Origin of the sequence: Lacicoccus alkaliphilus DSM 16010, from assembly GCF_900142805.1 — a bacterium.
In the GTDB taxonomy this organism is placed as follows: Bacteria; Bacillota; Bacilli; order Staphylococcales; family Salinicoccaceae; genus Lacicoccus; species Lacicoccus alkaliphilus.
Map to the genome: position 1 here is coordinate 1 of NZ_FRCF01000005.1, position 18,841 is coordinate 18,841.

An 18,841-nucleotide genomic window follows, 5' to 3' on the forward strand; every position below is an offset into this window, starting at 1 on the left:
CCTGATCATCATCGACGACTTAATGTATATGGCCATGGACCAGAATGAAGCCAATCTCTTTTTTCATCTGGTGAACCATCTTTACGAAAGGAGTGCTGTCATACTCACCTCAAACAAAGGACCTGAGGAGTGGGGAGAATTACTGGGAGATCAGGGGATTACGACCGCGATTTTAGATCGCCTGCTCCATCGCTCTGAAGTCCTTCACTTGGACGGCGACAGTCATAGAATCAAACATCGAAAAACATTGTTTCAAGCAAAAAGTGTTCAGAATTAATGAGCGGAAAGTGTTCAGAACCACTTGACGGTTACAAGTGGGCTTTGAAAATAAAAACCGTATCCTCATAAAATCACTCCGAAGCCAGAAAGTCCTCGCTCATGCAAACCGAAATGTAAGTTATTGATGAAGCTGATTCTCTCCTTATTGGGGGGAAGAACTTCTTCTTATAATGATTTATTCACTTTTATAATACTTTTAAAAATAAACAGGACTATACTTCTCTCATTCTACTTTTAGTAATAATTCCTAAAATCTGTTTATTGACTTTATTAACATCAAACTTTTCCAAAGCAATTCTATGGGATTCGTCACCCATATCTTTTACTTTTTCTGCATTTTGCAGAAAGAATACCATCTTTTCTTTTAAAGTTTCTACATTTTGTATTGGGACTAAGAACCCATTTTTATTATCTATAACAGTTTCTCTACATCCCGGTGCGTCCGTAGTAATGATTGGTCTTCCTACAGCCATTGCCTCCAGGCTTGTTCTTGGCGTGCCTTCATGGTAAGAAGGAAGAACAAATACTGCTGCTTCTTTATAAAAAGGAAATACATCTTTTTGTCTACCCATATACTCTATAATACCTGCTTTTGCCCACTCATCTATTTCTTCTTCATTAACTGAAGTAGGATTATCATCATACCCGCCGACAATTGTAAATTTTGCGTATTGATATTCCTGTTTAATCAGCTTAGCAGCTTCCACATACTCATAAATGCCTTTATCTTTAAGCAATCTGCCAACAAATAAAAAATTATGAGTATTTTCAGGTGGAGAATGAGGGAATTTTTCCACGTTAACACCTGAACCATTAACAATATGAGTTTTTCTTTCATCTACAATATCTTTAGCAGTTAGTGTCCTTAAATCATCATTGTTTTGAAATAATACACCATGAGATTTTGATAAAGACTTTTTGAATAAAACTGTCATTACACTTTTGATTATAGAGTTTTTAAATCCCGAACCTCTGTAAATAGACCCTAATCCATTAATCATGCAATAATTCTTTCTTACTTTTTCTTTATGAGCTGCTAGAGTCAAGTAGATTGCTGCTTTTGCACCTCCAAAAGCATACGTGGTAGAAGGTTTTTCTTTCTTGATGATTTTTCTCAATTGATTAATAGTTTTTAAATCATTAATAGGATTTAAACCTGTTCTTTTAAGATCTATTTGATAATATTTTATTTTATCATGTGTTAAAAGTTCTTTAGGAATTTCAGATGTAGAATCGGGTGACACCATAATAACTGTATAGTTTAATTTTAAAAACTCTTCTATTAACTCATGTCGTGATTTATAAATTGCTTCTGCTATTACAGAGCACATTAGAATTTTCTTTTCAGATCTCAATGGTATTCCTCGCTTTTATGATAGTGTACCTCTTACACTAGTAATAATTTTATCTGCTGATATCTTATTATCTGAGTTTTCAAGCATTACATCTTTAATTAAGAGAGAACCTTTTCCACACAACACAACTACACCTTTGTTCTTAATTATTTTCACTACTCTTCCTTCTACACGTCCGATATAGTTACCTTCATTATATTCTTCAGATGAGAGGATAGTTAATTTGGATCCTTTATAATATGTGAATGCGCCGGGAAAAGGATTTGTTAAAGCTCTAATTAAGTTATAGATTATAAAGGAACTTTGATTCCAATTTATTTTGCCGTCTTCTGGCGTTCTAGCACATGTATAAGAAGCTTTCGAGTTATCTTGTTTGATTGCTTTGAAACTATTGTTTTCAAGTTGGGGAATTACTTCTATTAAAGTCTTCTTAAATGATTTTAAACATCTTTCAAATAAGGTGTTTATATCATCCTCGTACTTGATTTCTACACTTTCTGTGGCTATTATATCGCCATTGTCAACTTCTTTATCTAAATAGAATAGATTAACCGCAGTTTCGGACTCGCCATTAATCAGTAACCAGTTTAACGGAGCAAAACCTCTATACTGAGGAAGTGGAGAAAAATGTGTGCCTAATGCTGCGACTTTAGCCATTTTAACTATTTCATCAGGTATCATTCTTCTATAGCCAAATGACATAATATAATCAATTGTAAAATCAACACTATATAAAAGTTCACTAATTTCCTTAATACTAGCGTTGACAGAACAAGAAATTTCATGATTATCACAAATTTCTATAGCTTCTTTATAGTATTTTCTCAATTCATGTTCATGCTCTTTTTCAATGAACACTTGTTTTATATTTATCTTCTCTTGGAGCAATATCATTAAAGACTCTAAACCAAGTCTACTACTGATAAACAATATATAGTTCATTAAAGTTCCTCCCTTTTAAAATAAATCTACTAACCTATTTCAGGTCAGTAGATTTATTATCTTGCTCTTGGTTTGTAAAAACATTTTCTCGACTAATCACTGTTAATATAGTTTTAAAGATAATTATTAGATCAAGCATGAAAGTAAGCTTATCAATGTAATATATATCGTTCTTTATTCTTTGTTTCCAAGGAATCGTGTTTCTGAAATAAGCCTGATTGTAACCAGTAACTCCTGGCCTTACCTCAAGTTTCCTCTTCTCATTACCCTCATACAATTTATACTGTTCAGGTAAATCTGGTCTTGGTCCTACAAAACTCATATCACCCTTAATTATATTTAAGAGTTGTGGAGTCTCATCAATGCTAGTTTTTCTAATAAATTTACCAATATTAGTTAATCTTGGATCATCTTCAGCATTAAATGTAGAACCATCTTCATTTCTTAAATCTGGTGCGTCTACTTTCATTGACCGGAACTTATACATTTTGAAAATTTTTCCATTCATCCCCAGCCTATTTGCATTATAAAATATTGGTCCTTTATCTTGGCTATAAATCATCAGGCCAAAAATTATAACGATAGGGATGAATACGGGTAATAATAATAGTGAAAAAATAAAATCCAAAACTCTTTTAAAATAAGATTTATACATTATAATAAGCCTCTTTTGTATTCAATTAACACAGATTTGAAAGTGTTGACAATATACTTAAGATCTTCATCTTCGAGCATAGTATGCAAAGGTAACGTAATCTCATTTTGATACTGTTTATACGAGTTTGGATAATTTTTAATATTAAAACCCAGATTTTTATAAGCCGTTAAAAGTGGCAGCGGTTTGTAATGAACGTTACAACTTATGCCTTTCTCAGACATCCTATCAATGATATTATTTCTAGATTTCTCATCAAGGCCTGGTAACCTTGTTAAGTATAAGTGTCCGGAAGAATAAGAGTTATCGTTGTAGTGCTCTAAAAATTCTACATCAGTTGTTGCTAATGCTTGGTTGTAAAATTCAATAATTTCTTTTCTTCGTTTTAAAAGTCCATCGTATCTTTCTAGCTGAGCCAATCCAATACTTGCCATAATATCTGTCATATTGCATTTATAACCAGGAAAAGCTATATCGTATTCCCATGAACCAAATTTAGTCTTTTCCAAAGCATCTTTCGATTGACCATGTAAACTTAACATCATGAATTGTTTATATAGATCCTCACTATCAATTCCCACGATGTCTTTCCATACAACCGCTCCACCTTCTGCAGTGGTTAGATTTTTTACAGCATGAAAGGAGAAACAAGTAAAGTCAGCTATGGAACCCGCTTTTTGACCATTCTGCTCTGCACCAAAAGCATGTGCAGCATCAGCTAAAATAATCACCCTATTAAATGATTCTTGAATGTCATTAGCAGGTTTAAAATAATTCTTCTTAGCTTCTACTATTTCGAATATTTTGTTATAGTCACATATTTTACCTGCGATATCTACTGGCATAATTACTTTAGTTTTCTCACTTATTTTTTCTTCCAGTTGTTTATAATCCATTTCATAAGAATCTTTAGCTGTATCTACTAAAACTATACTAGCTCCTACATGATGAATTACTGCTGCTGTCGCTGTGTAAGTGTAAGGAGTTGTTATCACTTCGTCTCCTGGTCCAACACCTAGTAGACGCAATGTCATTTCCATACTGGCTGTTGCTGAATTGAGACATACTGCATTACCGGCACCAACATAATCTCCTATAAGATTTTCCAGTTCTTTAGTTTTTGGTCCAGTTGTAATCCACCCTGACTCTAAAACTTCTAATACTTTCTGGATTTCTTTCTCGGTTATGTCTGGAGGTGAAAATGGTATGTTCCTTAAACTTGTTTCCACATAATTCTCCTTTACAAACTCCATAATGTTTGGTTTTCTTTGATATCTTCTTTAGAAAATATACCTTTTATATCAATGAGAATACCGTTTTCATTTAGTTTTTCTAGATATTTCTTTTTATCAATAACGTAGTCTTCATGAGGCACTGCCAATATTAAGACTTCCGACATTTCCATTTCTTCAATATCAATTAAATCCAAATTATAAAAATTCTTTGCTTCATTTTTATCTGCCAAGATATCATTGATATTCACTTTTAATTGATACTCTTCCAATTCTTTAATAATATCGATAACCCTTGTATTTCTCAAATCTGGAGTGTTTTCCTTAAATGTAAGACCTAATATATTTATATTACTATTATTCATATTCAGTCCTTTTTTCAACATCTCCTTAATGACAGTAGACGCAATAAATGCCCCCATACCGTCATTAATTCTTCTTCCAGAAAGTATAATTTCAGGATGATAACCTAACTCTTGAGCTTTGTGAGTGAGATAATAAGGATCTACCCCAATACAATGACCGCCCACTAAGCCAGGGGAAAACTTTAAGAAATTCCACTTGGTGCCTGCCGCCTCTAATACATCCTTTGTGTTAATACCTGCTTTGTCGAAAATTAAAGCAAGTTCATTCATTAGCGCTATATTAACATCTCTTTGAGTATTTTCTATTACTTTTGCAGCCTCTGCTACTTCAATTGTCGGAGCTTTGTGTACCCCGGCTTTTACAACTGAACTGTAAACTTTAGCAATAACATCTAAAACTTCAGGAGTCTGACCACTAACTACCTTTGTAATTGTTTCGAATGTATGTATCTTATCTCCCGGGTTAATGCGCTCCGGAGAATAACCTACAAAGAAGTCTTCACCACTTTTTAAATTAGAGAATTCTTCAAGGACCGGAACACATTTATCCATTGTTGCTCCTGGAAACACAGTTGATTCATAAACTACAATTGTTCCTTCTTTTAAAACAGAACCTACAGTTTCACTGGCCTTAATAAGCGGTGTTAAATCAGGTTGTTTATTTTCATTAATAGGGGTTGGAACTGCTACTATTATAAAATCTGCTTTACTTAGTTCATCTCTATTAGACGTAAAGTTAATTTTTGTAATTTTTAATTTATCTGTTGTAACTTCATTTGTACGGTCATAATGTCTTTTTAATTCTTCTATACGATTTTCATTTATATCAAACCCTATTACTTCCTGAGTAACACCAAATGAAACTGCAACAGGCAAACCGACATAACCTAAACCAACTACTGCAATATTCCTATTCATCATCTATTCCACCAATCCTTATAGCTTTATATTGTAATATTTCAGGTACCAATCTATAAAATTATTTACTCCATCTTGAATTTTAGTTTCTGGCTTAAAGTCAATATTATTATATAAATCATCTACGTTTGCATAAGTTTCAGGAACATCTCCTGGTTGTAAATCCATATAATTTTTCTTTGCTTTTTTCCCAAGTCTATTTTCAATTGCTTCAATGAACTCCATAAGTCTTACTGGTGAATTATTACCTATATTATAAACTTTATAGGGGGCATAGCTGGACGACGGATCAGGGTTACTCCCTGTCCAATTCGAGTCTGGCTGAGCGGGTTTTACCACCAATCTGGTAATCGCTTCTACAATATCATCGATATAAGTAAAATCTCTCATCATATTACCGTGATTATATACGTCAATTGGATCATCATTCACTATTGCTTTAGTGAATTTAAACAAAGCCATATCCGGTCTTCCCCAAGGTCCATATACAGTAAAGAACCTGAGTCCAGTTGTTGGTAGATTATATAAATGACTATAGGTATGAGCCATTAACTCGTTAGCTTTTTTTGTAGCCGCATAGAGACTGAGGGGATGATCAATGTTATCAGTAGTGGAGAAAGGTTTAGAAGTGTTCGCTCCATAAACTGAGCTAGAAGAAGCATAAATTAAGTTCTTTACATCATAATGCCTACATCCTTCTAGAATACTTGTAAAACCATTTATATTGCTAGTTATATAAGCATGTGGGTTCTCTAGGCTATATCTAACACCAGCTTGAGCTGCTAAATTTATAACCACATCAGGCCTTTCTTTTTCAAATACAGACATGACCTTTTCTGAGTTTTCTAAATCTATCTTATAAACATTAATCTTATCATCTAACAACAAATTTAACCGATCTTTTTTTAATTGCACGGAGTAGTAATCATTAATATTATCTATACCACTTACTAGATGACCATCTTCTAACAATCTCTTTGATAAATGTGAGCCTATAAACCCAGCAGTTCCTGTAATTAATACTTTCATTTCTTTACCCTCCAGTAATATATCTATAAAAAGTTTGATATTCTTTAACGGTGTCTTTTATGTCAAACTTCTCTTCAACCCTTTTACGTGATTTTCTTCCTTTTTCAATCAATAATTGCCTATTCATATAAATTTCATTCAACACTTTAAGTAGACTTTCTTTATCATGAATCTTAAAACCATTTTCACCGATGATTTTAAAGCTTTCACCAGCATCAGTAGAAATAACAGGTATACCATAACTCATAGCTTCTCCTATGACATTTGGAAAACCCTCACTGTCAGAAGATAAGATAAATATATCAATGTTATTATAAAACTTTTCAGTTTCCTTAATTTCTCCCATTAATTTTATTTTACTATCAGGAATATCTTTTAGATTAAGATTTTCACCATTAAGATTTTTACCAGCAAGATATAAAAGTGTTTTTTTGTCTCCGCAAAACTCCCGAAATGCATCGATAATTAATTGTTGGTTTTTAATATTGTGAAACCTACCCATATGCCCTATTCTTAGAGTATCGTTAATAAGTTCATTACTATAAGTTGGTATCTCAAAACCATTTTTGATAATTTGGCAATTTGATAATTTGATCCCAACTTTTTTTCTTTCTTTTAAGGCTGATTCTGAAACAAAAATATGAGCATCAAAACGATTAAAAAAAAGATTATATAAAATTATTAAAAACTTATTGTGAGTTCCATAATATCCATTTCTATAATTCGAAACAACTTTAGAGTTGTTAAAAAAGCTTAAGAATGGACCATAAAAATTAGCTTTGGACCAAGTTTGAATTATATCCGGCTTTAAATTTTTAACATATTTATACAACTTAAATATTAATAAAAATTTACTTCTTAACCCATTTTTTAATTTAAGATCTATAATTTTAACATTTTCAAATTCATAATGAATGTTCATATCTAGTAAACTTATTATTATATGTTCATTAGTATGGTCATATTTTGTTAACTTGCTTATCATTCTTTCAGCACCTCCTCCTGCTAAAGAAGGTGTTATATGTAGTATCCTCAGCATTCTCAACCTCTTTTCTATTAAAATTTAAGTTTTTTCATTCTAATATCTCTTCATATAACTCCATGTATTGATTTTTAACTACTTCAAACGAATAATTGTTTTCTATATAATTAAAAGCATTCTTTATATAAAGTTGTTTTTCCTCTTGCGTTAATTGAGAACTTTTTATAATAGTTTCATGAAGTTGCATAATATTCTCTTTTTCAAAAACGAATCCATTATGGTTATTTTTAATTATATCTGTGTTACCTCCAGCGTCTGAACAGATAATTAAGTTTTTATTTTTTATAGCTTCAAGTAGAGCATTTGATATACCTTCATATCTTGAAGGTAAAACGAATATATTATTTTCAATCAAATATTCTTCAACATTAGTTACTTCTCCAATTAAAATTATACTATCATCTCTAATTAAATTTTTAACATCTATACTTCCCTTGCCTAGAAGTAATAGTTTATTTTTCTTTCTAAATTCTTGAGAAGTCAGGTACCATGATTCAATTAATACATCGATTCCTTTAATCTTTTCAAACCTACCAGCATATACATATATATTATATTTTTTTGATAAGTTTTCTATTGTTGGGAGCTTTTTTGTATAAGTATTAGTATCTATACCATTATTAATTCTTATTTTCTGATTCTTTGAAAACCCTACGGTATTTAAATCCTTATAAATGTCTTCACTTATAGCAATTACCTTATCAATATTTTTCAATAGATAGTTAAGTCTATATTTAGTTAACCAATCTGCATACATCATATTTACCGGCTCACTTCCTTTAGCACTTCCTCCTCCAGCAATTTTTGACACTGAAGGCTTTTTGAATATTTTTCCAAAAAGTGCTACTGCGTACCCACCGAAACTTAGTGAATGAGCATGGAATAAATCATAATCTCTATGATGCAAAAGCAGATATATAAAACAACTCCAGAGGAAGGTAATTGGCTTAATTTTACCTGGACCTATTGCTTTTAATCTTACTACTTTTATTCCATTTATTTCTTCCTTCTTTTTGAGTCCTTTATAATGTCTAGTCAATATAGTTATTCGATCAATCATCTGATCTTCTAATAATTTCTCGGATAATCTTTCAGCTTGTTTTTCTGCTCCACCTATTAATGGACGAAAACTATTTATAATCATGAGTATATTCATTTTTCCCAACCTTTATATTTAAATGAAAAGTATAACAAAGCACTGTAAATCATTGCGGTTATCGTAAGGCTAAGAGCTACTTGAATAAAATCATTAAATCTTACCAGAAAATATGTATCTAGAAGACTTACAAGGCAAAAGGTAATTATAGCAATCAACGCTAACTTGATAATAAATTTAAAATGCTGGCGCGTGTATACTTTAAAGATTTGAGTTTGAAATAGATATGTTATAAGTATTGCACTCATAAATATTGATATTGAAGTTGCAAGTGCAATACCTACATGCCCCCAGAAATAGCCTAAAATTAAATTAAGTACTGTGTTCATTATTAAAGAACAAATTGTTACTTTAAAAGGGAGGCTTTTATTTCCGACGACATAGGAGGCTTTAATAAATACATCTTTAGTCCCCCACAAAATCAATCCAAAACTATAAGCTATTAATGCAGAACTAATCATAATCACTCCGTTATTATCAAAGCTCCCCCGATTAAATAAAAGGTTCACAATGTTACTAGCATTAATAATTATAAAAATTATAATAGGCATTATGAACATTAGAATTTTTTCTGTTTGATTAATAATGCTCTCTTTGAGTACTTTTTCTCCCTGCTTGAAATCTAAAGTCAAATTAGTGAAAAATATATTAGTAATAACCATTAAAACCATAGTTAAGGGGAGATTATTTATAGTATTAGCATAGTGTAAGGCTGTAATAGAACCTACAGCAAAGAATGAGGCAAAGAATTTATCTAATAATATAGTTGCTTGAGAGAGTGCTCCGCCATAAATTATTAGTCTATTATCGGAAATAAATTTTTTTAAAGAGTGAAGATTTACTTTATATTTTTCATAACTATTATTAATCTCAACCGATTGACTAAATTTATATTTAATAAATATATACTGAAAAAATGATCCTAATACTATAGCAAGAATAATTGCATGAATTCCAACTCTGTCAAATAGAGTGGCTATTATAATTATAAATACTATATTGTTTATAATACTGATATATTGTTCGCTTCCATATATTTTTATGGACTGTAAAAAACCATTATATATATTCACTAACCCTATAAATATTAGAGAAAATATAGACCATCTTAAAAGATATATAGATAATTCTCTTGTTTCCGATGTTATCCCAGGTACTAAAACAGAAATTAACACTTCTGGAAATAAAAACACAGTTATACTAATTAAAACAAATAATATCACTAAATTATTTTTCAGCATAAAAAAATGGTTAGTTGCTTTTTGTGGATTTTCTACATATTGATTTGTAAACATAGGGCGAAATGTATTTTTGATAACAGTATTAAATATTGAAAACATTAGTAAAATTATAGGCAAAACAATAAAGATGGCATCCGTTACATAATTAAAACCTATTTGATAAGTGATCAGAATATCTCTAACCAGACCTAAGCCTTTTGCTAGTGAGGCTAATAATATTATAAAAACTATATATAACTTACCTTGTTTCATTTATATCTTGTCCCATTTTTAATTCAAAATAACTAAGAGCAAAACCGAAGTAAATAAGGTAATTAGTTAATAAGTTATGAGTGAAAAATGATACTCCAACTATTATCGGCAGGAAAAAAAATGTGAAATTTCTCCTTTTCTTAAACGATATTATCCAAGCATATATAATATACACCATTATCAATATTAATAAGATTAAGCCAGTTACTCCTACTTCTGAAAGAATATGAATAAAGTTATTATGTGATGAAAGTCCTAAATAGTTATTAGCAGTATTACCTATTCCTACTCCAAAGAACGAATCTACAAAATTCTCCATTCCTACATACAGTGCTTCAATCCTTGAGTTCGACCCAATACCAAAACGCTCAAAGTAATTTTCATCAAAGTTAACAAAAATAATAATACTTAATATTACTACTGAAATAAAAGATAAAATCTTTGTATAAATGTTAAAACCCTTACTTAATAATACAAATAAAAGTATGATGCCTAAGAAAATTAATAAGCTTCCTCGTGATTGAGTTAGAATAATTGTAGTGAATGTTAATAGAAGAACAGATATAGAAAAGAATTTATAATTTTTTAGTTCTTTAAAAACTGCAGGTGTAAGTAATAGTAAATTTTGCGCTAATATATTAGGGTTCCCAAAAACCCCAGAAGCTCTATGAAAATTGTTTACCTCTCCTACTGGAATATCTAAGAATAACCACTGGTTAAAGGTTATTAGGCACATAGATATTATACTTATAATCGTTACCTCAATCATTCCATTAAACGTGCTTTTATTAATTACCAACGTTAACCCTATAACAAATATTAAAATTGAAAGAAAGTAAGAAGTTAAATTTAAAACACTTTGATAGTCTCCCTTAATTCCTCCAAATATCAAATAAATAAAAAAGAATAAGAAGAGTATTATTACGAATATCAAATTATTTTTATTTAATGCTTTTTTCATGAAAAGGAGAATATAAATAAAGTATATAATCGCTAAGATAACTTGGGCAAAAGGTATACCAAAGGTTTCTAAAAGTATCCTACCATTCCCAGATATTATTAAGTATAACAAACTATAAAAAAGACCTAGCTTGAGGTTAAATTTTATAATGAATAAGAAGAGTGGAAGAACCATTAGAAGGTACTGACTATTAGGAACGACCAAAGAGAAAATTAAAGATAGAGTTAAAATTAAAATTGTAGTAAAATTTTTTTCAAACATTGGAATTCTTCCCTAATTTAATTATTTCATCATAAAGCTTAGAGGACAGGGCCCTTTCTAGCTCATTAATATTTATCATCTTTTTTGCTTTACCAATATAAATCTTGTCATATACTTGTTCAGGGTGTATTTCATTTTCATTTAATAACTCCTCATAAAGTTTCTCTCCTGGTCTTATACCTGATATATTTATATCGATTTCATTTTCTCTATATCCACTAAACTTAATCATATTGCGTGCTAAGTCTATTATTTTTACTGGTTCTCCCATATCTAGAACGAAAACCTCTCCACCATTCGCAAGTGAGCCTGCTTGTATAACTAATCTCGACGCTTCAGGAATAGTCATAAAATATCTTGTCATTCTTTCGTCTGTAATTGTAATTGGGCCACCATTTTCGATTTGCTTTCTGAATTTTGGGATAACAGAGCCTCTACTACCTAGAACATTCCCAAATCTTACAGCTACTAACGTTGTTTCTTCTGTCTTCGCATCTAAAGCTTGAACTACCATCTCTGCAACTTTTTTTGTTGCACCCATAACATTCGGTGGATTAACTGCTTTATCCGTTGATATTAATACAAATTTTTCTGCTTTATATTTAATGGATGCTTCTGCAGTGTTTTTAGTGCCTATAATATTGTTTTTTACTGCTTCTTGAGAATTCACTTCCATTAAAGGAACATGTTTATGCGCAGCGGCATGATATACGATATTCGGCTTATATGTTTCGAATACTTCCAACATTCTTTCCTTGTCCTGTACATCCGCTATGATTGGAATATGCTCCACACTATTTCTATAAGAATGTACCTCTTCCAGAATCGTATAAATGCTGTTCTCTCCGTGACCAACGAGAACAATCTTGCGCGGATGAAATTTTGTTATCTGTCTAACGATTTCAGATCCAATGCTACCTCCTGCACCTGTGACGAGTATTACTTTATCTCTCACCTGCTCCTCAATACCTTCAGTGTCCAATTCAACAGGTTCTCGTCCAAGCAAATCTTCCACTTGGACTTTCTTAAGATCATTGACTTTCACACTACCTGACATCACATCATCAATATTCGGCATAATCATCACTTCAACATCTTCTGCGACAGATAGACTGTGAATCTCATTCAATTCACTTTTGCTTAATGAAGGAATCGCGATAACCACTTTTTCTACTTCATATTTTTTTATTAAACGTTGGATGTCATTTCTGTCACCTTCTACCCTTACTCTAGGTGCGAGTTCCATCCTTTGTTTCGCCGGCTCATCATCCACTGCTACAATGGGAATCATATCCATCTGAGGCGTATCCAGCATCTGTTTCACTAACATGGCTCCGCCACGTCCAGCGCCCACAATCATCGTCCGTTTTTTATTCTTATATCTATCTTTTTCTTCTTTGCCGATTATATTACTTCTAGTCACACGCCATGACAGCCTTGAACCACCTATCAACAGGAGATGCATCATCCATGTGATGATCATTAACCTTGTAAATGACGTTTGGAAAAATATCATCGTCAATATGTATGTAACTATTATTGATGCAGTCACCGCCTTGGTGATAGACATCATTTCCCTGACACTCGCATACTCCCAGGCCCTATGATATAAGTTAAAAACGTAAGCAAATACATGATGACTAATAAGGAGAGTAATGGAGACACCGACCAGCACCGGCCATGTATAATCCAAGAAAAACGGAGCCAAAATATAATAACCTAAAAATACAGAAAAAGTCACTATCAGCGAGTCAATCGCCAACAGTAATATGTAACGTCCTCTTGCGCCCAATCCACAAACCTTCTTTCTAGAATCTTCGGATAATATTACCATCCAGTAGTTTTAATTCATTTTTTCATTTAGTCTTTACTATAACATAATATTTGTAAGATATTACCGGAATCTTAAAATTTTATCACACTCTTAACATAAGAATTTTCTTAAAACGTTTACACCTTTTATCTAAATTATATAAACAACTAGGTATTCAGAATATCTTTTTTCAGAAAAGAAAATGGTACAGTCCTTTTTGACTGTACCATTTATACTACTCTCATTGAACACTAGAATGGAAAGCTATTCAAATCAATACCGTAAACCACCGGCAGTGCCAGGTAGGTGAAGCCGACAATGATGATCAATGCAATGATGTTCAAAGCGAAACCGGTCTTCGCCATCTCCTGGATAGAGATTTTCCCTGTACCAAAGACGATTGCGTTAGGCGGTGTACCGACCGGCAGCATGAACGCACAGTTCGCAGCCATCGCAGCTGGAAGCATCAACGCCAACGGATGGACATCTACCGCCATCGAAAGACCTGCCAATACTGGAAGGATCATCGTTGCTGTTGCCGTGTTCGAAGTGAACTCTGTCAGGAACAGAATCATCAGTGCAACAATACCGATCATGATTATGATAGGCATACCTTCGATATTCGCAAGCAGCTCACCAAGCCATGCATCCACACCCGTTTCAACAATTGCCGCAGCAAGTGCCAAACCGCCACCGAAGAGTAACAGCACACCCCAAGGCAGGTCTTTTGAAACCGACCAGTCGAGTATACGGCCGTTCTGTCTTCTTGTTGGGATAAGGAACAGAAGCACGGCTGCGATCATCGCAATCGATCCGTCCGTCAGCAGCTCCAAAAATGCAAAGTGTTCGAAGACGAATCCGCGCAGTATCCACATCGATGCCGCAAACAGGAATATCGCAAGCACCCATTTTTCTTCTTTCGTCGTCTTACCAAGCGCTTCATATTCCTGGTTGATGATCTTCTTGCCACCCGGCAGTTCCTTCAGATCATGTTTGAATGCGAAATAAGTCATATAGACCCATGCAATCGCAAGCAGGATGATGACCGTCGGTACACCAATCAGCATATACTGTGCAAAACTCATATCATAGCCGAACAGTTCGTTCATCTGTCCTGCAAGTATGATGAGCGGCGGCGTACCGATTAGTGTACCGAGGCCGCCGATGGTGCCTGCGTAACCGATTCCAAGAACGAGCTGCTTTTCGAACTTCGTCACATCACCGCCATGCTCCTCGGTTGTTAACGCATGCGCCTCCTTGATGATCGCAAGACCGATTGGAATCATGATCATCACCGCTGCAGTGTTCGATACAAACATTGAAAGAAGCGCCGTCGCAATCATAAATCCAAGCATAATCGTGGCAGATGTCGTGCCGATCGCACGGATGATGGTCAGTGCAACCCTTGTATGTAAGTTCCATTTCTCCATCGCAACTGCGAGCAGGAAACCGCCGAGGAACAGGAATATGATGTCTGCTCCGTATGAACTGGACACCGTCCCGCTGTCCATTACGCCGCCCATCGGGAACAGGAACAACGGCAGGAGTGAAGTTGCCGGGATCGGTATGGCTTCGGTCATCCACCATGTCGCAATCCATAACGCGGATGCAACGACGAAGACGCCGTTTTGATCAAGCCCTTCCGTATCGAGGAACAACAATGTCAATATGAACAACAGCGGACCAAGAATCAGTCCGGTCATCTGGAGTTTATTGTATGATGGGTAGCCGGAATACTCTTCCTCTTTGTCCCCCACCGCCTTCTTCATATCCTCCGAACTGAAGAACTTCAAAAGTGACTTCGTACGCCGGGATTCCCGCCATATATTGTCATAACTTTTCTTAACAAAAGACGAATCTTTTTCGCTGAATTTTCTGAAATTTGAATCATGTTTGCGCTTACTCAAAACCGTTTCCTCCCTTATCAATAAAAGTATAATGAGATGAATTTAACATATACAGAATATTTAAGCTATAGTCTTTTTTACTCTTTAATATGTCTCTTTTACACCTTTGGAGTTTTGGGTATAAGACTTGTATTAGCTGTAGGTTGATTCAATCTTCCACATCAGTGCGGCATGCATCTTTCTTTTGTATATATCCATGCACAATCTGATAAAATGGCAGTGAGATTGAATTTGAAATAGTCAAATATCAGGAGGTTGATTTCGTAATGGAAATATTATTCAAAGCATTGGAAGAGGAATTCGATAATATGGTGGATTTCCGTCGGGATATGCATATGTACCCGGAACTCTCCCACCACGAGGAGAAGACACCCGAAAAGATTGCACAGTTCTACAAAGATCTCGGTCTTGAGGACGTACGGACGAAAGTCGGCGGACGCGGTGTCGTCGCGACACTCGAAGGCGGCAAACCCGGCAAGACGGTTGCACTCCGTGCAGACTTCGATGCCCTGCCGATTCAGGACGCAAAGGATGTCGAGTACAAATCCAAAATCGACGGCGTAATGCATGCATGCGGACACGACGTCCATACATCGACACTGCTCCACGTCGCAAAAGTGTTGCTCCAGAACAAGGATGAGGTGCCGGGCAAGGTCGTCTTCCTGCACCAGTTTGCGGAAGAAGTGATTCCAGGCGGTGCAAAATTCATGATTGAGGACGGCTGCCTTGACGGCGTCGATGCCGTATTCGGTGCACACGTCATCTCCACCATGCCTTTCGGTAAAGTCGGTGCACTGCCGGGCGCATTCATGGCAAGCGGGGACACTTTTGAAATCACCATACAGGGCAAGGGCGGACATGCCGGCATGCCGCAGCACAACAAAGATCCGCTGACTGTCGCGACCACCCTCTTCCAAAGCCTGCAGACGATCGTGAGTCGTGATACCGATCCGCTCAACTCCGGTGTGGTCTCCGTCACGACGTTCAACACCGGCCAGCCGAACTTCAACGTCATCCCGGACAAAGTCGAACTGAAGGGCACCGTCCGTACGCTTGATGATGAGACGCGCGATAATGCTGAGGAACGGATCAAGCAGCTCACGAAAGGCATCGCCGATGCGTACGGTATGAGTGCCGACATCAATTACACACGCGGCTACCCTGTCGTCGTGAATGACGATGATGAGACCGTCCGCATTTTGGAAGTGCAGAGACAGGTCATGGGCGAGGAGAACGTCATCGACATCAAGCCACAGACCAGCATGGAGGACTTCGGATATTACCTGCAGGAACGTCCAGGCAGCTTCTTCATCGTCGGCGGAGCCCTCGAGGACAAGGCCGACGTCTACCCGCACCACCATCCGAACTTCGATGTGGATGAGCGCGCCATGATCAATATCGGCAAACTCTTCATCGCCACAGTGTTTGATTACAACGGCGAAGAACAATAAATCTTTTAAAACTGATAAGTAATCAATATTAAAAAGAAACCCGTACACCTGCTTTCCTGGGGCGTCGCGTGAGCTTGTAATCTCACGCTGACGCTTTTCCCCAAGGAGTCAGATGTACGGGTTTAGTGTTTATCATTTTATACTTTCTTTAATTATACATACTTAAACTTCGTCCATTGCTTTCTTCAACAGTTCGAATGACTTGAGCTTGTCTTCAATCGAGTACGTGTTCGTGGAGATCATGATTTCGTCCGCTTCCGCTTCAGCCGCAAGACTTTTCAGCCGGGCGGCGATATCACCCCCGGTGCCGACGAACATGTTTTGAAGCCGCTTCTCCACATTGTCACGTTCTTCTGCAGTCAATTCGAAGCGCTTCGCATCCTCCACACTCGGGAGACCGTCATTCTCGCCGCTTTCACCGAATGACCGCTCCCTCTCGATGCCCCAGACGATTGAACTCATCGCAATATCACGGGCACGCGCCTCGCTTTCCGCGGTGAACGCGGTGACGGTCACCATCACTTGCGGTTTCTGCCCTTCTTTCCGAGGTGTGAAGCTGTTCCTGTACGTATCCAGCACTTCACGCATATCACCGGCATTCGACATGAAGTAGCCGAAGCAGTAATTCATGCCGAGCTTCCCTGCCAGTTCCGCACTCTTCACACTTGTGCCGAGCATCCACACTTCAGGCGGCGGATCCGCAAGCGGACTCATCTTGAGCTTACTGGTGTGGTTGTCATGGTGAATGTAGCCCATGAGTTCTGCAACCCGGTCTTCGTTCGCGAACACGTTCTTCAAATACTCCTTGTTCAACGCTTCCGTCGCTTCCGCCGGGCCGCCGGGCGCGCGTCCGATGCCAAGATCCACCCTGCCCGGGAAAAGCGTCCCCAAAGTATGGTAGTTCTCCGCCACCTTATACGGACTGTAGTACGGGATGAGCGTCGCACCGGAACCTATCCTGATATTATCCGTCCGGCTGCCGATGGCGGCAAGCGTCACTTCCGGTGTACTCGAGGCAAACCCGAGCATCGCGTGATGCTCGGCAAGCCAGAATCTCTCGTAACCGAGTGACTCACCAGTCTGAGCAAGACGGACTGCATCCTGCAGCGCATCACCTGCCGTACTCCCTTTTGAGATGGGCGCCTGATCCAATATGCCGAGCTTCATATCATGCACCGATATTTCCGACGTTCTTGAACGTCACCGTATACTCATCCGCTTCCGTCTCATCCGCTTCATACAGATTGATGATGCCACTGTAGAAATTGATGATTTCACCGCGGAACGAAAGACCGCGCCCCGGCACTTCCACATCCAGCACACGCTCATACAGGAGTCCGGCCGTCTCACTGTAGACGTCCTTCGTCACGGGGAATGTCACCGTGATCTCCTCCACATCCTGTGCACCGGATCCGACACCTTCTGCGAAAATCGGTTTTTCCTTGTAATCGCTGAGGCTGATTTCCTTGCCATTCAACACCAAAATCTCTTCCATCAATGCTCTACACTCTCCTAATATTGTCTGTTCTCGATTTCCTGGATCGACACGCTCGTCACAAGGTTCGGATTGATCAGGAGCGTCTTCCCTTCATCCAGCTCCACATGGATGAACTGCGTCGTATCGATCTTCCTTGAAAACACCCCGATCAGGTTCTCCACCGCATCCGGCTGGACGATTTCCGTCGAATCCCCGCGTACATTATAGATGGTGATCATTTTCTTGGCCATGGTTCCGCCTCCTTCATATTCCTTCTACTATTCATAATACACTGTGGGAGGCCATACGAAACTTGAAGGGCCTTTTTGGGTGTAAAGATTCTCAATTAGTAAATTATTGATGATTTTTTTACAATTGTTTTAGTTGCATTACAGTTGTGTTACAAAGGACCTTTTTCATATTTTATCTGATAATATAGGTGCTGTTGATAATTAATTGCGAATTCTTCCGACAATTCGAAAATTTCATAAAAAACTTCAGGAGG

General features: G+C 36.4%; 17 protein-coding genes. 2 read left to right on the forward strand and 15 right to left on the reverse strand.

Annotation, left to right across the window (positions count from 1 at the left end; translation table 11 throughout):
• The coding region (locus tag BUA12_RS07350) for an ATP-binding protein (protein WP_143146108.1) at positions 1 to 277 on the forward strand (277 nt) is incomplete at its 5' end.
• 214 nt (positions 278 to 491) lie between these two features.
• On the opposite strand, the gene BUA12_RS07355 is transcribed toward BUA12_RS07350, so the two are convergent.
• The 12 genes from BUA12_RS07355 to BUA12_RS07410 form a co-directional block, all read right to left on the reverse strand.
• On the reverse strand, positions 492 to 1,634 hold the full coding sequence (locus BUA12_RS07355) for a glycosyltransferase family 4 protein (RefSeq protein ID WP_084670017.1): 1,143 nt from the start codon (positions 1,632 to 1,634) through the stop codon (positions 492 to 494).
• Between the two features lie 15 nt (positions 1,635 to 1,649).
• Positions 1,650 to 2,576 (reverse strand): methionyl-tRNA formyltransferase, encoded by a 927-nt coding sequence (locus tag BUA12_RS07360; protein WP_072709926.1) that lies wholly within the window; start codon positions 2,574 to 2,576, stop codon positions 1,650 to 1,652.
• A 34-nt stretch (positions 2,577 to 2,610) separates the two neighbouring features.
• Positions 2,611 to 3,231 (reverse strand): sugar transferase, encoded by a 621-nt coding sequence (locus BUA12_RS07365; protein WP_072709927.1) that lies wholly within the window; start codon positions 3,229 to 3,231, stop codon positions 2,611 to 2,613.
• A complete protein-coding gene (locus BUA12_RS07370; RefSeq protein WP_245772774.1) occupies positions 3,231 to 4,460 on the reverse strand; it encodes a DegT/DnrJ/EryC1/StrS family aminotransferase in 1,230 nt (409 codons plus the stop codon). Before BUA12_RS07370 ends, BUA12_RS07365 begins: the two co-directional genes overlap by 1 nt.
• Positions 4,461 to 4,471: 11 nt before the next feature.
• The gene (locus BUA12_RS07375) at positions 4,472 to 5,746 is read right to left on the reverse strand and encodes a nucleotide sugar dehydrogenase (protein WP_072709929.1); all 1,275 of its coding nucleotides are present in this window, start codon (positions 5,744 to 5,746) and stop codon (positions 4,472 to 4,474) included.
• Positions 5,747 to 5,764: 18 nt separating this feature from the next.
• Positions 5,765 to 6,775 carry an NAD-dependent epimerase gene (locus BUA12_RS07380; RefSeq protein WP_072709930.1) on the reverse strand — a complete coding sequence of 337 codons (1,011 nt, stop codon included), beginning with the start codon at positions 6,773 to 6,775 and terminating at the stop codon, positions 5,765 to 5,767.
• Between the two features lie 4 nt (positions 6,776 to 6,779).
• A complete protein-coding gene (locus BUA12_RS07385; protein ID WP_084670019.1) occupies positions 6,780 to 7,814 on the reverse strand; it encodes a glycosyltransferase in 1,035 nt (344 codons plus the stop codon).
• Between the two features lie 34 nt (positions 7,815 to 7,848).
• Complete coding sequence (locus BUA12_RS07390; protein WP_072709932.1) at positions 7,849 to 8,973, reverse strand: glycosyltransferase family 4 protein; 1,125 nt, start codon at positions 8,971 to 8,973, stop codon at positions 7,849 to 7,851.
• A complete protein-coding gene (locus BUA12_RS07395) occupies positions 8,970 to 10,466 on the reverse strand; it encodes a lipid II flippase MurJ (RefSeq protein WP_072709933.1) in 1,497 nt (498 codons plus the stop codon). The genes BUA12_RS07390 and BUA12_RS07395 overlap by 4 nt, the downstream gene beginning before the upstream one ends.
• Entirely contained in the window at positions 10,453 to 11,688 is a 1,236-nt protein-coding gene (locus tag BUA12_RS07400; protein WP_072709934.1) for an O-antigen ligase family protein, read from the reverse strand. Before BUA12_RS07400 ends, BUA12_RS07395 begins: the two co-directional genes overlap by 14 nt.
• Positions 11,681 to 13,480: a polysaccharide biosynthesis protein gene (locus BUA12_RS07405; RefSeq protein ID WP_072709935.1), complete on the reverse strand. Its 1,800-nt coding sequence runs from the start codon at positions 13,478 to 13,480 to the stop codon at positions 11,681 to 11,683. Before BUA12_RS07405 ends, BUA12_RS07400 begins: the two co-directional genes overlap by 8 nt.
• 272 nt (positions 13,481 to 13,752) lie before the next feature.
• Positions 13,753 to 15,270: an SLC13 family permease gene (locus tag BUA12_RS07410; RefSeq protein ID WP_072710063.1), complete on the reverse strand. Its 1,518-nt coding sequence runs from the start codon at positions 15,268 to 15,270 to the stop codon at positions 13,753 to 13,755.
• Between the two features lie 404 nt (positions 15,271 to 15,674).
• On the opposite strand from BUA12_RS07410, the gene BUA12_RS07415 reads away from it, so the two are divergent.
• Positions 15,675 to 16,859: an amidohydrolase gene (locus tag BUA12_RS07415; RefSeq protein ID WP_072709937.1), complete on the forward strand. Its 1,185-nt coding sequence runs from the start codon at positions 15,675 to 15,677 to the stop codon at positions 16,857 to 16,859.
• Positions 16,860 to 17,021: 162 nt separating this feature from the next.
• On the opposite strand, the gene BUA12_RS07420 is transcribed toward BUA12_RS07415, so the two are convergent.
• The 3 genes from BUA12_RS07420 to BUA12_RS07430 are packed head-to-tail and all read right to left on the reverse strand — an operon-like array spanning position 17,022 to position 18,587.
• The gene (locus BUA12_RS07420) at positions 17,022 to 18,026 is read right to left on the reverse strand and encodes an LLM class flavin-dependent oxidoreductase (RefSeq protein ID WP_072709939.1); all 1,005 of its coding nucleotides are present in this window, start codon (positions 18,024 to 18,026) and stop codon (positions 17,022 to 17,024) included.
• A 1-nt stretch (position 18,027) separates the two neighbouring features.
• Positions 18,028 to 18,354 (reverse strand): DUF3219 family protein, encoded by a 327-nt coding sequence (locus BUA12_RS07425; protein WP_072709941.1) that lies wholly within the window; start codon positions 18,352 to 18,354, stop codon positions 18,028 to 18,030.
• Positions 18,355 to 18,371: 17 nt separating this feature from the next.
• Positions 18,372 to 18,587, reverse strand: coding sequence for a hypothetical protein (locus BUA12_RS07430; RefSeq protein ID WP_072709943.1), 216 nt, complete (start codon positions 18,585 to 18,587; stop codon positions 18,372 to 18,374).
• Positions 18,588 to 18,841: the final 254 nt, after the last annotated feature.

Bases quoted from the DNA above. Each gene is read 5' to 3' on its own strand.
- BUA12_RS07380 (WP_072709930.1), bottom strand. From the start codon at position 6,775: ATGAAAGTATTAATTACAGGAACTGCTGGGTTTATAGGCTCACATTTA.
- BUA12_RS07425 (WP_072709941.1), bottom strand. From the start codon at position 18,354: ATGGAAGAGATTTTGGTGTTGAATGGCAAGGAAATCAGCCTCAGCGAT.
- BUA12_RS07420 (WP_072709939.1), bottom strand. From the start codon at position 18,026: ATGAAGCTCGGCATATTGGATCAGGCGCCCATCTCAAAAGGGAGTACG.
- BUA12_RS07360 (WP_072709926.1), bottom strand. From the start codon at position 2,576: ATGAACTATATATTGTTTATCAGTAGTAGACTTGGTTTAGAGTCTTTA.
- BUA12_RS07375 (WP_072709929.1), bottom strand. From the start codon at position 5,746: ATGAATAGGAATATTGCAGTAGTTGGTTTAGGTTATGTCGGTTTGCCT.
- BUA12_RS07415 (WP_072709937.1), top strand. From the start codon at position 15,675: ATGGAAATATTATTCAAAGCATTGGAAGAGGAATTCGATAATATGGTG.
- BUA12_RS07400 (WP_072709934.1), bottom strand. From the start codon at position 11,688: ATGTTTGAAAAAAATTTTACTACAATTTTAATTTTAACTCTATCTTTA.
- BUA12_RS07430 (WP_072709943.1), bottom strand. From the start codon at position 18,587: ATGGCCAAGAAAATGATCACCATCTATAATGTACGCGGGGATTCGACG.
- BUA12_RS07385 (WP_084670019.1), bottom strand. From the start codon at position 7,814: ATGCTGAGGATACTACATATAACACCTTCTTTAGCAGGAGGAGGTGCT.
- BUA12_RS07410 (WP_072710063.1), bottom strand. From the start codon at position 15,270: ATGAAGAAGGCGGTGGGGGACAAAGAGGAAGAGTATTCCGGCTACCCA.
- BUA12_RS07365 (WP_072709927.1), bottom strand. From the start codon at position 3,231: ATGTATAAATCTTATTTTAAAAGAGTTTTGGATTTTATTTTTTCACTA.
- BUA12_RS07395 (WP_072709933.1), bottom strand. From the start codon at position 10,466: ATGAAACAAGGTAAGTTATATATAGTTTTTATAATATTATTAGCCTCA.
- BUA12_RS07390 (WP_072709932.1), bottom strand. From the start codon at position 8,973: ATGAATATACTCATGATTATAAATAGTTTTCGTCCATTAATAGGTGGA.